This window comes from Mesorhizobium sp. B2-5-13, from assembly GCF_006440535.1.
Classification (GTDB): domain Bacteria; phylum Pseudomonadota; class Alphaproteobacteria; order Rhizobiales; family Rhizobiaceae; genus Mesorhizobium; species Mesorhizobium salmacidum.
On the sequence record NZ_VFUI01000003.1, the window covers coordinates 345020 to 357819 of the forward strand.

General features: G+C 62.7%; 18 protein-coding genes. 13 read left to right on the forward strand and 5 right to left on the reverse strand.

Translation table 11 applies throughout. The features are described from left to right. Positions 1 to 23: 23 nt before the first annotated feature. A complete protein-coding gene (locus FJ434_RS07765; protein ID WP_140712010.1) occupies positions 24 to 605 on the reverse strand; it encodes an invasion associated locus B family protein in 582 nt (193 codons plus the stop codon). 183 nt (positions 606 to 788) lie between these two features. After that, a complete protein-coding gene (locus tag FJ434_RS07770; protein WP_246672610.1) occupies positions 789 to 1112 on the reverse strand; it encodes a hypothetical protein in 324 nt (107 codons plus the stop codon). 85 nt (positions 1113 to 1197) lie between these two features. Here FJ434_RS07770 and FJ434_RS07775 point away from each other — a divergent pair, with 85 nt between their 5' ends. Continuing rightward, entirely contained in the window at positions 1198 to 1500 is a 303-nt protein-coding gene (locus tag FJ434_RS07775; protein WP_246676034.1) for a hypothetical protein, read from the forward strand. A gap of 127 nt (positions 1501 to 1627) precedes the next feature. Then, positions 1628 to 2104, forward strand: coding sequence for an NUDIX hydrolase (locus FJ434_RS07780; protein WP_140745241.1), 477 nt, complete (start codon positions 1628 to 1630; stop codon positions 2102 to 2104). Between the two features lie 290 nt (positions 2105 to 2394). On the opposite strand, the gene FJ434_RS07785 is transcribed toward FJ434_RS07780, so the two are convergent. After that, entirely contained in the window at positions 2395 to 2934 is a 540-nt protein-coding gene (locus FJ434_RS07785; RefSeq protein ID WP_140745239.1) for a GNAT family N-acetyltransferase, read from the reverse strand. Positions 2935 to 3153: 219 nt separating this feature from the next. Between FJ434_RS07785 and FJ434_RS07790 the strand changes: the two genes are divergently transcribed. Then, positions 3154 to 3609: a DUF2214 family protein gene (locus FJ434_RS07790; RefSeq protein ID WP_140502953.1), complete on the forward strand. Its 456-nt coding sequence runs from the start codon at positions 3154 to 3156 to the stop codon at positions 3607 to 3609. On the opposite strand, the gene nth is transcribed toward FJ434_RS07790, so the two are convergent. Then, positions 3603 to 4409, reverse strand: coding sequence for an endonuclease III (nth, locus tag FJ434_RS07795; RefSeq protein WP_140745237.1), 807 nt, complete (start codon positions 4407 to 4409; stop codon positions 3603 to 3605). The genes FJ434_RS07790 and nth overlap by 7 nt on opposite strands. A gap of 22 nt (positions 4410 to 4431) precedes the next feature. Here nth and FJ434_RS07800 point away from each other — a divergent pair, with 22 nt between their 5' ends. The 10 genes from FJ434_RS07800 (at position 4432) to FJ434_RS07845 (ending at position 11598) form a co-directional block, all read left to right on the forward strand. Then, complete coding sequence (locus tag FJ434_RS07800; RefSeq protein ID WP_140745235.1) at positions 4432 to 4926, forward strand: DUF2244 domain-containing protein; 495 nt, start codon at positions 4432 to 4434, stop codon at positions 4924 to 4926. A 137-nt stretch (positions 4927 to 5063) separates the two neighbouring features. Then, complete coding sequence (locus FJ434_RS07805) at positions 5064 to 5942, forward strand: bifunctional helix-turn-helix domain-containing protein/methylated-DNA--[protein]-cysteine S-methyltransferase (protein WP_140712014.1); 879 nt, start codon at positions 5064 to 5066, stop codon at positions 5940 to 5942. A gap of 224 nt (positions 5943 to 6166) precedes the next feature. Continuing rightward, positions 6167 to 6637, forward strand: a complete 471-nt coding sequence (locus tag FJ434_RS07810; RefSeq protein WP_140745233.1) for a hypothetical protein — start codon at positions 6167 to 6169, stop codon at positions 6635 to 6637. Between the two features lie 21 nt (positions 6638 to 6658). Next, positions 6659 to 7051, forward strand: coding sequence for a hypothetical protein (locus FJ434_RS07815; protein WP_140745231.1), 393 nt, complete (start codon positions 6659 to 6661; stop codon positions 7049 to 7051). Next, on the forward strand, positions 7018 to 7536 hold the full coding sequence (locus FJ434_RS07820; protein WP_140502964.1) for a hypothetical protein: 519 nt from the start codon (positions 7018 to 7020) through the stop codon (positions 7534 to 7536). The genes FJ434_RS07815 and FJ434_RS07820 overlap by 34 nt, the downstream gene beginning before the upstream one ends. Next, positions 7511 to 7993, forward strand: a complete 483-nt coding sequence (locus FJ434_RS07825) for a hypothetical protein (RefSeq protein WP_140745229.1) — start codon at positions 7511 to 7513, stop codon at positions 7991 to 7993. Before FJ434_RS07820 ends, FJ434_RS07825 begins: the two co-directional genes overlap by 26 nt. An 88-nt stretch (positions 7994 to 8081) precedes the next feature. After that, positions 8082 to 8987 (forward strand): ribokinase, encoded by a 906-nt coding sequence (locus FJ434_RS07830; protein ID WP_140712020.1) that lies wholly within the window; start codon positions 8082 to 8084, stop codon positions 8985 to 8987. A 1-nt stretch (position 8988) separates the two neighbouring features. Then, the gene (locus FJ434_RS07835) at positions 8989 to 10434 is read left to right on the forward strand and encodes an amidase (protein WP_140745226.1); all 1446 of its coding nucleotides are present in this window, start codon (positions 8989 to 8991) and stop codon (positions 10432 to 10434) included. A gap of 93 nt (positions 10435 to 10527) precedes the next feature. Next, positions 10528 to 11142: a LysE family translocator gene (locus tag FJ434_RS07840; RefSeq protein WP_140502971.1), complete on the forward strand. Its 615-nt coding sequence runs from the start codon at positions 10528 to 10530 to the stop codon at positions 11140 to 11142. Between the two features lie 75 nt (positions 11143 to 11217). Next, a complete protein-coding gene (locus tag FJ434_RS07845) occupies positions 11218 to 11598 on the forward strand; it encodes a hypothetical protein (protein ID WP_140745224.1) in 381 nt (126 codons plus the stop codon). A gap of 39 nt (positions 11599 to 11637) precedes the next feature. Here FJ434_RS07845 and FJ434_RS07850 read toward each other — a convergent pair whose 3' ends face one another. Continuing rightward, the gene (locus tag FJ434_RS07850) at positions 11638 to 12582 is read right to left on the reverse strand and encodes a nucleoside hydrolase (protein WP_140745222.1); all 945 of its coding nucleotides are present in this window, start codon (positions 12580 to 12582) and stop codon (positions 11638 to 11640) included. Positions 12583 to 12800: the final 218 nt, after the last annotated feature.

The following is a 12800-nucleotide window of genomic DNA, read 5'->3' on the forward strand; positions in this document are numbered from 1 at the left end:
GTCGCGTGCTGTGCGCTAAGCCGTCAGTTGGCCAAAAGCTCAGCCGTGCGGGCAAGCGCCCCGCCGAAGCCATTGAGCGGAATTGAAAAGCTTACGACTTGCCCGGTATCGGCCGCGAACGCGTCAATCTTGAGTGTGGTGCCGTTCTTCAGCAGCGGCGTGACATTGGCATCGAACGCCACCGGCACAAGGCAGCCGACCACCTGGCAGGTGTTGAACGGCAGGCTGCCATCGAGCTTCTGGTCGTCTATGGTCAGCGCGACACCCTTGGCAAGCGCCAGGCCGAACGGCAGGGCAAGGGTTCCGGTCGCATCCTCGCCGGTCTTGCTCGACAGCTCGATCGCCAGCAGCCGCTGGTTGCTTTGCTTGTTGAACTGCTGATGCGACAGGCTGCAGACCTTGTTCGTGCCCGATATCTGGCAATTGACCGTCCAGTCGCCGTGAGTTTCGGACAAGGCCGATGCACCGCCGGGCAGCTGCGGCGCGTCAACTGCGGCGGGCGGTGTTGCCGTCACCTTGTCGCTCTTGGCTTGCGCCGCCATGGCCGGCAGGCCGGCGATACAGGCGGCACCCAGCACTGCTGCGAAATACGCGTATTTCCTCATCAAGACCTCTCCCGGCTCCGCCTCGAGCCAGTCTAGAAACTGGCCTTGAGAGACGCGCTGACTGCATTCTGTTTGACCGTTTCCCCGAAGGCGCCATTATACCTGACGGACATGCCGACGCATTGACGCCTTTCGGCTCGAGGCCGGCGCCGACCCGATAGAGCGGCGAATCGATCGCTTCCGTCAAGTGCAATGCCGGATAGCCGGGCAGATTCTCCGCAGCCGCAAAGCGGCCACTGCGCCATCTGGAACACGCCCGGATCGGTGAGTGCCGGAACCCGGATCCTGCGCCAGTTCGAGGAAAGTCGGATCGTCGGCGTAGAGAACGAGATCGGTGCCGTTATCCACCTTGAACTGGACATTGAAGTCCACTGCCGGATGCAAGGTCTTCGCCTCGATGCCGGAATCAGCCGTCGCCGAACCCTTGGCCACCGCATATTCGGTGAACAGCTTGTCGATCGACAGGAAGTTCAGCGGAGCTTCGCCGTCGAGGTTGTTGAGGTCCACGTCGTATTCCCGCCATGGCATCGCAGGACAAACACCCTATATATCTGGTGCGATGAGGTTTTCTTGCAGGAATGAGCGGATGTACATGCGTCGTACACCTATGAGTTTCGTGCTGGCGGTGCTGGCCGGGGCGGCTTCCGTAGGCTTTGCATCGCCTGCTTCCGCGCAGGTGCTCGATCCTGCGGCCAGAAACAATGTGCTCATCCAGCAGAATGACCTGCAGGCCTTGCAGAGCCGGATTCAGCGGCAGCAATTTCAGCAAGAGCAACAGCAGTATCGTGCCCAGGATCGCGTTATCGTCCAGCAGCCGCCGCCTGTCGTTCCGCAGGTCAGGCCGAGCTGCCAGACGCAGATAATCGGCAACACCGCCGTCAGCACCTGCCGCTGATCGACGGGCATCTTCTTTTATTTAGCCGACTTACATGGTAGGGCACTTTAGGTGCCCCTGCGGCAGTTTGGATTTTGCAAAGGCGTCGCATCACGCTAAGGGGCATTGGAGCGACTGGATTATCAAGATGGCAGCCACCAAGAAAAAGGCCGTGCGCCAGGCCAAGAAAGGCGAAAGGATCCGCCAGGTGGCGGCCATTCCCTTTCGGCTGAACCCGCGCGGCGGTATCGAGGTGATGCTGGTCACATCGAGAACGACGAGACGCTTCATCGTGCCCAAGGGGTGGCCGATGAAAGGCAAGAGCGGGCACAAGGCAGCCACCATCGAGGCATTGGAGGAAGCCGGGGTGCTTGGCAAAACGCTGAAGCAGCCGGTGGGCACCTATTCCTACTGGAAACGCTTGGCCAACCGCTTTGTCCGCGTTGACGTCATCGTGTTTCTGCTGGAAGTGACGGAAGAGCTTGCCGACTGGCAGGAGGCCAAACGGCGGCAGCGGGCTTGGCTGGCGCCGGCCGAGGCCGCGATGCTCATCGACGAGCCCGATCTCTCGACGCTGGTGAACACCTTGGCGCTGCCCAAGCCCGTGCCGCTCGAGCAGGCATAAGCCTCAATTATCCGTGCCCTCATCTGCAGGAAGCGGCCGTGCCGGCGGGCCGCTAAAGGCCCACAGCCATTCGCGCGGAAAAGTGTGGGCGGTTTCCTGTCCGTATTGCGTCGCAACAAAGAGTTTGAAGCGCTCGAAAGCGCTTAGTTCAACTTGACCAGAACCACCCGACGGTTCTTGGCGCGGCCGGTCTCCTCGTCATTGCTGGCGACGGGCGCCATCATGCCGGCTCCGGCCCTCGCTTGATGATGGATGCTAGCAGAGCGGGTATGTCCAGTCGCTGACGCCGCTCAGGACAGCCGCTCCAGCAGGATGGCAGGCGCGTCGTGATAGAGGGTCTGCGTCAGCTCGGTATAGCCGCACTTCCTGGCGACGTTCAACGAAGCCGTATTCTCGGGATCGATGATGCAGACGGTTCTGGCACGTCCGAACGTCTCGTCGCCCCAGCCATGCACGCGGCTGACGATCTCCGTGGCGAGGCCGGCGCCGTGCGCGGCCGGAGCGAGCGCCCACCCCGCCTCGGGGATACCTTCGATCGACGGCTCCATGTCGCGCTTCAGATCGTGGAACCCGGCCTCACCGACGAAGCGGCCAGTCGCTTTCTCCTCGATGGCCCAGAAGCCGTAGCCGAGCAGCGACCACAGGCCGGCGTGACGCAGGAAGCGCATCCAGCTTTCCTCACGCGTGCGCGGCTTGCCGCCGATGAAACGGGTGACGACGGGGTCGGCCCACATCGTGGCATAGGCATCGAAATCGCCGAGCCGGTGTGCCCGCAGGATGGTTCGCGGGGTCTCAATGACCGGGGCGATGGTCGCTTGCGTCGTGTTCATTGGATTTGTCTCGCGTTACGGCCTGCGGTTAGCAAATCGCCGGCGCGGTGCAAGAGCCAGGAACCAGGAACCATCATCCAAGGCGCAACGTCCGGCAGCCTTCACGACATCCGGGCGCTATGGGATTTTCGCGCGGCGGTGTTATTTTCGACGCCGGCTGTTTCAGCACGTCCCAATTTTTCACGCCCCGGCCACTGCCGCCGATCCAAGGAAATCCGCATGGACACCACCGACCTCGTGCTCGCCATCATCCACCATCTGCTGGTGTTCTCGCTAGCCGGGATCATCGGCGCCGAATTCGTGCTGATCCGTGGGGATCTGCCGGTCGCGACGCTCAAGCGGCTCGCCGGCATCGACCGCCACTACGGCATCATCGCCGCGCTCATCATCATCGTCGGCATCGGCCGTGTCGCCTGGGGGCTCAAGGGTTGGGAGTTCTACGTCTACAACTGGGTGTTCTGGGCCAAGATGGCGGCATTCGGCACCGTCGGCCTGCTGTCGATCATCCCGACCGTGCGTTTCATGTCCTGGAGCCGGCAGGCGAGCGCCAATCCTGCCTTCGCGGTGCCTGTCGGCGAACTGGCCTCGGTGAAGACCTATATCCGCGCCGAGGCGTTCGTTTTCCTGCTGATCCCGGTTTTCGCCGCGGCGATGGCGCGTGGCTACGGCTACTGATCGTCGGCGGCAATCGTTTCAAGCGGAGCGATCGGCACCAGCGGTGCCGGAATGCTGGTCGTCTTCACCTCTGCCTTGCAGATATCTGCGATAACGCAGGCCGGACAATCCGGCTTGCGCGCCTTGCAGACATAGCGGCCATGCAAGATCAGCCAGTGATGCGCATGGCGCATATATTCGTCCGGGATGATCTTCAGAAGTCCCTGCTCGACCTGTTCCGGGGTCTTGCCGGGCGCCAGGCCAAGCCGGTTGCCGATGCGCAAGATGTGGGTGTCGACCGCCATCGTATGCTGGCCGAAGGCCATGTTGAGCACGACATTGGCGGTCTTGCGCCCGACACCGGGCAGCTTGACCAACTCATCGCGGTCATCGGGCACCTCGCCGCCATGGTCGCGGATCAACGCCTCCGATAGTGCGATGACGTTCTTGGCCTTGTTGCGCCAGAGACCGATGGTCCTGATATAGTCGCCGACCCTGGCTTCACCCAATGCCAGCATCTTTTGCGGCGTATCGGCGGCTTTGAACAAAGCCCGCGTCGCCTTGTTGACGCCGGCATCGGTCGCTTGCGCCGACAGCACCACCGCCACAAGCAGCGTGAAGGGGCTGACATGTTCAAGCTCGCCCTTCGGCTCTGGCCGCTGCACCGAAAAGCGTCGGAATATCTCGTGCACTTCGGCCGGGCTGTAGCGCGAAGTCCGCCGCGCGGGCCGTGGACGCGGCTTGGCCTTGGAGCCGTCGCGCCGTCCGGACGGCGGCTCTTTTTCGGGCATGGAAGATTCTTTGGACTTGGGGCTGGCCATTTCCCTCCTATAATATCCTGTCATGAGCGACACAAACGCCTCGTTTCAGGCTGATGAGCCCTTCCTTCACGCATTGCTGACCCCACACCGGTCGCTGGGCCGGACGGGCTTCCTGATCCTGATGGGCGCACTGATGTTCGGCTGGCTGGTCACGGGTGCGTTTTTCCTGTCGCGCGGCGCCTGGCCGGTGTTCGGCTTCTTCGGCATCGACGTGATTGCCGTCTATATCGCCTTCCGCGTCAATTATCGGGCCGCACGCGCCCGCGAGGAAGTGTCGGTCTCGCGCACCAGCCTCGACATCCGCAAGACGGCCCCCTCGGGAAAATCGGAAGCGCATCGCTTCAACCCTTTCTGGGCGCGTTTTTCGGTCGCCCGTCACGCCGAGATCGGCATCACCAGAATGATCGTGGAAGCACAGGGCCAGAACGTGCCGATCGGCGGCTTCCTCGACCCCGATTCCCGCGAGAGCTTCGCCACCGCCTTCGCGCGCGCGCTGGCGACCGCCAAGGCGCGCTAAAGCAATTCCAGGAAAAGAAGCGGTTTTCCGTCCGGGCTCGAACCCGGAGTCTATCTGGGCAAGAGCTGCAAGAAGGCAAGTTTCGGGTGGCGATCGGCGCCCCAAGAGGCGATATTCCGGCCCAAGGAGACAGGTCCATGAGCACACACACGGCAGTCCTCAAGAAGGACATCACGCCCGAGGGCAGCGACTACGAGATCGTGCGCCGCGCCATCGAGAAGATCAGCCTCGACTATCGCGACCAGCCATCGCTGGAAGAACTGGCCGAGGAGGTCGGCGAGACGCCGACCGGTTTGCAAAAACTCTTCACTCGCTGGGCCGGCCTGTCGCCCAAGGCCTTCCTGCAGGCGGTGACGCTGGACCATGCGCGCAGGCTGCTCGATTCCGGCATGCCTCTGCTCGAAACCTCCTTCGAACTGGGTATGTCCGGCCCCGGCCGGCTGCACGACCTGTTCGTCACCCATGAGGCGATGTCACCGGGCGACTACAAGACGCGCGGCGCTGGCCTCACCATCCGCTACGGCTATCACACCTCCCCGTTCGGCACTGCCCTGATCATGGCCACCGACCGCGGGCTTGCCGGCCTCGCCTTCTGCGACCCCGGCGAGGAACGCACCGCTTTTGCGGACATGTCCGGCCGCTGGCCGAACGCGCTCTATGTCGAGGACAGGGAAGCGACAGGGCCCTATGCCGCGCGCATCTTCGAGCCGACGCTGTGGCGCGCCGATCAGCCGCTTCATGTCGTCATGATCGGGACCGACTTTCAGGTCCGCGTCTGGGAGGCGCTGCTCCAGATCCCTATGGGCAAGGCCCGTACCTATTCCGCGATCGCGGCCAGCATCGGTGCGCCGAGCGCCAGCCGCGCGGTCGGCGCCGCCAACGGCGCCAACCCGCTCTCCTTCGTGGTGCCGTGCCACCGCGCCATCGGCAAATCAGGCGATCTCACCGGCTATCACTGGGGCCTGACCCGCAAGCGCGCCATCCTGGGCTGGGAGGCGGGGCAGATTTCGTCGTGAAATGTCGATTTTTGCTTTCTGCTGCGGAGAATATATACGAACATTTGAAAATTCGCAGTATTATTGCGCGTGATTTTGGAATTTCTGGATACAACCGTGGACAACCGCCGGTTTCTTCAAGAGCTTTATTTCGGCCTCTTATTTAAGTTTACGCTAAATTAACCACGATAAAGCGATGATGACCCATATTAATTCGGGCGATCCGACTTAATAGGAGGATCTCGATGAAGTTGTCCCGCACCGTGTTTGGTGCAGCCTTGCTGGTCGCGTGCCTGGACCGCGCGGCGATGGCCACAACGCAGAATGTTATCTTTAATGGCACGGTCACCGCGACCTGTACGCTCGTTGTCGGCACCAACGGCACGATGACGGTGAGCGCCGACCTTCAGTCGCTGAGCTCCCACAACAGCGGCGGTTCGGCTGGAACAGTCACGCTCACCACCACCGGGGGTGTTTCGCTTAGCGTCGATCCAGTGACCCTCACCACCGTGCCCGCCGCCGACAGCACCGCCACCACCTGGACACCGACCTATTCGGCCAGCGGCGCCCACACGACTGCTGAAACGGGGGCCACCACCGCCCTGACTGTCCCCGGCGCCGACCTTGTCTCGGTCCATCTCGCCGGCACCAAGGGCGGCAGCAACCGCTTTGCCACCGGAAACTATCAGGCAACGGTAACACTGCGCTGCGAATAGGCCGTCGCGAAGGAGAGGTCCTTGAAACATGCACGAATCCTGGCGACGGCGGTGGCCGTCTGCCTGCCGGCCATTGCGGCCAACGCCCAGTCGATGTCGCCGATGCGGGGCGAGGTCAACAGTTTCACCGACGCCTTCGCGGTCCGCGTCTTCCCCGCCAATCCCTACGGCCAGAAGATCAGGGTCGAAATCCACGTCTACGATCAGAATTTTCAGCCGGTGGGCGCCAAGATCTCTCCGAGCGTCTTTCAGCTGGGCTCGCAGGCTTCCCGCCCCGTCCTTGTGGTCGTGCCCTTCGGCGGCGCTGCCGAGCGTAAAGTGCGTATCTGTACCGAGAGCATCCCCTTTCCCAATCAACAGACGCAGATAAAGGCACAGATATGCGGAAAGTTTTTTGGGCACCGCAAGTCCTGACAGTCGCGTGTGCGGCAATGTGGGCGGGGATCTCGCCGGTGCTGGCCGAGGATGTCTACAACCTCAATCAGAACGAGAGCGGCTTCAATTTGCCCGGCGTGACGTTGCCTCAGGGCCAGGACGAGGTCCACGCTTCCGACGGCACCACCTGCCGTTCGGCGGTGTCGGGCACCGGCGCCTATTTCGACCTCGGCGTTATCAGAGGCAACAGCCAGTCGAACAACGACGTCGCCACCTACGGCCGCGTGGTGATCCCGATCGGTCGTGCGCCGAAACGTGTCGATTGCAGCCGCCTCTATGAACTCGAGGTCGAGCGCCTGCAACTGGAGCTGAAACTGCTCAAGATGGGCCTCGGCGGCGACGGCCCGACGGCGAGCGTGGCCGCCAGCGCTCCCACGCCCGTGGCCGCATCACCCGGATGGGCCAACGAAGGCTGGAGCATCAGGACCGGAAGCGGCGATGGCAAGAAAAAGAAGAAGAAATAACCGAGCGCTGCTTGCGATGGCCGCGCTCGCCGGCTTCTGCTTTCCGGCGCAGGCGGCGATCATCGGCACCTGCACCATCATGGTCGGGGCATCGGGAACGATGACCGCAAATCCGGCCATCGGCATACTCGGATCCAAGCAGGCAGGCGGATCGAGCGCCAGTGCCACCGTGGTGGCAAGCTCCACGCTGTGCTCGCTGTTCAACCTGCTGGACTGTTATTCGGTTTCAGCGCCGGCGCCTGCGGCATTCTCGTCCGCGCCGAGCGGCGGTGGCACCAACGTGACCTTCGTCTCGGTCTTCCGCCTCGATGGCTCGGGCGTCGACAACAATGGGGGCGTGCCGCAAAGGGTCGTCAACGGCACCCACGCCATGCAGGTCGACCTCACCGCCACCAAATCGAGCGGCATCTTCCCGGCCGGCAGCTATCAGGGCATCGTCACAGTGCTGTGTGAGTGAGGCGGCAAATCGCGCTGGACCATTCGCGTGGTCTGGCATCGAGCGGCCTGGCAGGATAGCTTCCCCTGCATTCAGCAGGAGGCATTTCTTGATTATCGTAGTCGGCTCGATCAACCTCGACCTTATCGCCAATGTCGACCGCTTGCCGAGCCCCGGTGAGACGGTGAGCGGTTCCGGTTTCACAACGGCGCCCGGCGGCAAGGGCGCCAACCAGGCGCTCGCCGCCGCACGTGCCGGTGCTCAGGTGCGCATGGTCGGCGCCGTCGGCAAGGACAATTTCGCACCAGAAGCTCTGGCGTTGCTGCGCGAGGCCAAGGTCGACCTGTCGGGTGTGGGAGAGACCTTTGCCTCGACCGGCACGGCGCTGATCATGGTCGGTGACGACGGCGAGAACATCATCGCCGTGGTTGCCGGCGCCAATGCTTCCGTGGTGCCCGGCGACCTCTCCAAGGCTTTTCTGAACAAGGGCGACGTCGTGCTGCTGCAGCATGAGATTCCGCTCGCGACGATCGATGCGGCACTCGACCAGGCAAGGGCGGCCGGCGCGGTCACCGTGCTCAACACGGCTCCGTTCCACGCCAAGGCGGCCGGCTTCCTCGGCAAGGCTGATTACGTCGTAGCCAACGAAACCGAGTTCGACCTCTATGGCGAGGCGCTGGCGCTCAGCGGCCGCGATCGGAAGGCGCGCATGCGCGATTTTGCCGGGAAAACCGGACGCGCCATCGTCGTCACGCTTGGCGGCGAAGGCGTGATGGCGGCGACGCCGAGCGATTTCCTGACCGTTCCCGCGTTGAAGATCACGCCGGTCGACACGGTCGGGGCCGGCGACACATTCTGCGGCTATTTCGCGGCCGGCCTGGCGTCGGGCCTCACGCTCGAACAGGCATTGGCGCGTGCCGGCGCCGCCGGCTCGCTGGCTTGCCTCAAGCCCGGCGCCCAGCCGGCAATCCCGCTGGCCAAGGATGTCGACCAGGCCTTGCAGGAAACCCGTTGAGATGATGCGCCCCCGCACCAGACATGCCGTACCCGCGGCCAGCGACATCTGCCGCCTGTCGGCTGTCGAACTCGCCGACGCGATCCGCCGAAAGAAACTCTCCGTGCGCGAGGTGGTGACGGCGTTCCTCGATCGCATCGATGCGGTCAACCCGCTGGTCAATGCCATTGTCTCGTTGCGCGACCGCGCCGACATCCTGCGCGAGGCCGACGCCGCCGATATCAGGCGGACGGATGGAAGCGGGTCCCTCTTTGGCCTTCCCATTGCCATCAAGGACCTTGCCTCCACAACGGGCCTCAGAACCTCGTTCGGCTCGCCGATCTTCGCCGATTTCGTGCCGCAGGAAGACGACTTCTTCGTCGAACGCATCCGCGACGCCGGAGCCATCATCATCGGCAAGACCAATGTTCCCGAATTCGGGCTCGGCTCCAACACCTACAACAACGTGTTCGGGCCAACGCTGAATGCTTTCGATCCGTCGCTCACCGCCGGCGGCTCGAGCGGCGGTGCGGCGGTGGCGCTGGCACTCGACATGGTGCCCGTCGCCGACGGCAGCGATTTCGGCGGTTCGCTACGCAACCCGGCAGCCTGGAACAATGTCTACGGTTTTCGGCCGTCGCAAGGGCTCGTGCCCGCTGGTCCCGACTTCGAGGTTTTTCAGGCGCAGATGGGCGTCGAGGGGCCGATGGGCCGCAACGTCGCCGACATGGCGCTGTTGCTCGACGTGCAGGCCGGTTACCATCCGCAGGCGCCTCTCTCCTATGAAAAGCAGGGCTCCTTCCTTGAAGGGCTCGCGACGGTGGCGACCGGCGGCCGCATCGCCTGGCTGGGCGATCTCGGCGGCCATCTGCCGATCGAGCCCGGCATCCTCGACCTTTGCGAGGCAGCACTCGCACGGTTCACGGATGTATCCTTCCTGGCCGAGCCCTTGCGACCGGATTTCGATTTCGAAGCACTCTGGCAGGCCTTCGTGACGCTGCGCCAGGCCAGCAGCGGCTGCGCCCTGAAAGTGCATTATGACGATCCCGCCAGGCGCGGCCTGTTGAAACCGGAAGCCGTCTGGGAAGTGGAGAACGCCATGCGGCTGACGGCGCCGCAAATCCGCGCGGCTTCGGTCGTTCGCACCTCCTGGCACCGCATGCTGTTGTCGATCTTCGACCGCTTCGACCTTATCGCGCTGCCAACCGCACAGGTCTTTCCCTTCGATGTCGGCACCCATTGGCCCCGCGAGGTCGCCGGGCGGGAGATGGACAGCTACCATCGCTGGATGCAGGTTTCAGCCTTCGCCACCTTGGGCGGTTGCCCGGCGGTCAATGTGCCGGTCGGCTTCGACCACAGGGGCCGGCCCATGGGCATGCAGCTGATCGGCCGGCCACGCGGCGACCTCGCCGTGCTGAAGGCCGCGGCCGCCTATGAGACGACGTTGCCCTGGCCGGCCGGCGCCTGAGCCAGGCACGCCGCGCACCGGCTTGCGTCGTTATCGCCGCCATGCATTGATTGTCGCCTGAAAGGCCGCGTAGCGGCATTGCGAGGAAAAATCATGTCGCTGGAACTCTACGCCGCCTATGTTCTTGCCTGCATCGTCATCATCCTGGTGCCCGGGCCGACGGTGACCTTGATCATCGCCAACAGCATCCGCCACGGAACTCGTGCCGGTCTCGCCAACGTTGCCGGCACGCAAGCCGGCCTTGCCGTCACGATCGCCATCGTCGGCATCGGCCTCAACACGCTGATCTCGGGCATGGGCCACTGGTTCGAGTGGGTGCGTCTGATCGGCGCCGCCTACCTGATCTGGATGGGCGTGCAGATGTTCCGCTCGAAGGGCACGCTGAACGCCGACGGAACCGCTCGTAAACCACGCGGCGGCTTCTTCCTGCAGGGCCTGCTCGTGGCGCTGAGCAATCCCAAGACGCTGATTTTCTTCGGCGCCTTCTTCCCGCAGTTCATCGCGCCGCAGGGCAATTATTCGCTGCAGATCGTCGTCATGGGCCTAACCGCCATGATCTTCGCCGTCATGTCGGATTCGACCTATGCGCTCGCCGCCGGCCGCGCCGGCCGCATGCTCTCGGCCAGCCGCGTCAAGCTCCTGTCCAGGATCAGCGGCAGCTTCATGGTCGGCGGCGGCCTGTGGCTGGCGTTTTCGCGGTCGAAGTAACCACGAAAGCGCCTTCTTCATAAATTTTCGCAGAGACACATTGAAGAATTGCACGCCACTGCACAATTCTTCACTATGCGCAAATCAAACGTTTCCTTTCGGGATCGCTTGCTTATTTGGCAATACGAGAACAGCGACGCAGTGGTCGGCATCGCTTTCTTTTGCGCCTTTGCGCTGATGAAATCCATCGCAATTGTAGAGCTTCAGGCCAATCCGGTCGTCGCCACCCAACGCGTGATGGCCGTTGTCGAATACATTAGAGTGAAGCCTATCAGCCCGTATGCCATAGTAGGTCACAATTTATACTACACCTACGATGTACGCCTTGATGACGACAACACGCGGATATCGATCGACGATGACGTCGAGCGACCGCATCTTCTTGGCTCTCTCGTTCCTATTGAACGGCAGCACCACAAGCACGGCGTCGACACCTATCGATTGCTCAATGGGTGACAACGCGCGCTGGTGACAACGCGCGTTGTCCAAAAAACGTCAGTTAAGCCGCCTCAGCCTCTCCACCAGCAGCGCAAAAAACCCGTCATGGTCGATGTCGCGCATCACCATGGCGTTCTTTTCCCGCTTGGTCACCCCCCACCAGTCGATCACGGTCATGCCCATGGTCAGTTCCGAGGCGGTTTCCACGCTGACATTGCAATTGCGGCCCTTGAACAGATCCGGCTTCAGCAGATAGGCGATAACGCACGGGTCGTGCAGCGGCCCGCCGTCGGTGCCGTACTTCTCCTCGTCGTAACGCTCGAAGAATTCGAGCATATCTGCCGTGGCGATGCCGACCTTGCTGCCAAGCTTGCGAAAAGCGTCGATGCGCTTGGACGTGGTCAGCGCCTTGTGGGTAACGTCGAGCGGCATCATCACGATCGGGATGCCGGACTTGAACACCAGATCGGCGGCCTGTGGATCGACATAGATGTTGAATTCGGCGGCCGGCGTGACATTGCCGCCTTCGAAGAAGCCGCCGCCCATCAGCACGATTTCCTTGATGCGCGGTGCAATGCGCGGTTCGCGGATTAGTGCCAGCGCTATGTTGGTGAGCGGCCCGAGCGGGCAAAGGGTGATGGTGCCGCTCTCTTCCTTCATCAGCGTCTCGACGATGAAATCGACGGCATACTGCTCCTGCAGCTTCATCGTCGGTTCGGGCAGTTGCGGCCCGTTGAGACCGGTCTTGCCATGCACTTCCTCGGCGGTGACCAGTTCGCGCGCCAACGGACGGATGGCGCCGGCATAGACCTTGATGTCTGGCCGGCCGGCCAATTCGCAGATCTTACGGGCGTTCTTTTCGGTCAGTTTCAACGGCACGTTGCCGGCAACGGCAGTAATGCCGATGATCTCCAGTTCGCTACTGCCGAGCGCCAGCAGAATGGCGACGGCATCGTCCTGGCCGGGATCGGTGTCGATGATGATCTTGCGTGGTTGGGGCATTTCAATTCCTTGTTTGGCTAGCCATCAGCTCACCGGACCGATCGTGCGCCCGAAAAACGCCAACCGGCTGCAAGTGCCGAACCGCTCGACTGGGAACGGTCCCGGCCTGCGCGCTTCTCCTTGCATCCGCGCGTCGTTTCAAGCGCCATGTCGATTATTCCTGTGAGTCCACGGCTTGGTCTTTTTGGGCGGGTCTTTTGGTGGCTTGAACTTGGTCG

Coding starts and splice junctions, on each gene's coding strand:
- FJ434_RS07780 (WP_140745241.1), top strand. CDS start 1,628: ATGGCAGCCACCAAGAAAAAGGCCGTGCGCCAGGCCAAGAAAGGCGAA.
- FJ434_RS07845 (WP_140745224.1), top strand. CDS start 11,218: ATGCGCAAATCAAACGTTTCCTTTCGGGATCGCTTGCTTATTTGGCAA.
- FJ434_RS07850 (WP_140745222.1), bottom strand. CDS start 12,582: ATGCCCCAACCACGCAAGATCATCATCGACACCGATCCCGGCCAGGAC.
- FJ434_RS07790 (WP_140502953.1), top strand. CDS start 3,154: ATGGACACCACCGACCTCGTGCTCGCCATCATCCACCATCTGCTGGTG.
- FJ434_RS07785 (WP_140745239.1), bottom strand. CDS start 2,934: ATGAACACGACGCAAGCGACCATCGCCCCGGTCATTGAGACCCCGCGA.
- FJ434_RS07765 (WP_140712010.1), bottom strand. CDS start 605: ATGAGGAAATACGCGTATTTCGCAGCAGTGCTGGGTGCCGCCTGTATC.
- FJ434_RS07840 (WP_140502971.1), top strand. CDS start 10,528: ATGTCGCTGGAACTCTACGCCGCCTATGTTCTTGCCTGCATCGTCATC.
- FJ434_RS07825 (WP_140745229.1), top strand. CDS start 7,511: ATGGCAAGAAAAAGAAGAAGAAATAACCGAGCGCTGCTTGCGATGGCC.
- FJ434_RS07775 (WP_246676034.1), top strand. CDS start 1,198: ATGCGTCGTACACCTATGAGTTTCGTGCTGGCGGTGCTGGCCGGGGCG.
- FJ434_RS07805 (WP_140712014.1), top strand. CDS start 5,064: ATGAGCACACACACGGCAGTCCTCAAGAAGGACATCACGCCCGAGGGC.
- FJ434_RS07835 (WP_140745226.1), top strand. CDS start 8,989: ATGATGCGCCCCCGCACCAGACATGCCGTACCCGCGGCCAGCGACATC.
- nth (WP_140745237.1), bottom strand. CDS start 4,409: ATGGCCAGCCCCAAGTCCAAAGAATCTTCCATGCCCGAAAAAGAGCCG.
- FJ434_RS07800 (WP_140745235.1), top strand. CDS start 4,432: ATGAGCGACACAAACGCCTCGTTTCAGGCTGATGAGCCCTTCCTTCAC.
- FJ434_RS07820 (WP_140502964.1), top strand. CDS start 7,018: ATGCGGAAAGTTTTTTGGGCACCGCAAGTCCTGACAGTCGCGTGTGCG.
- FJ434_RS07810 (WP_140745233.1), top strand. CDS start 6,167: ATGAAGTTGTCCCGCACCGTGTTTGGTGCAGCCTTGCTGGTCGCGTGC.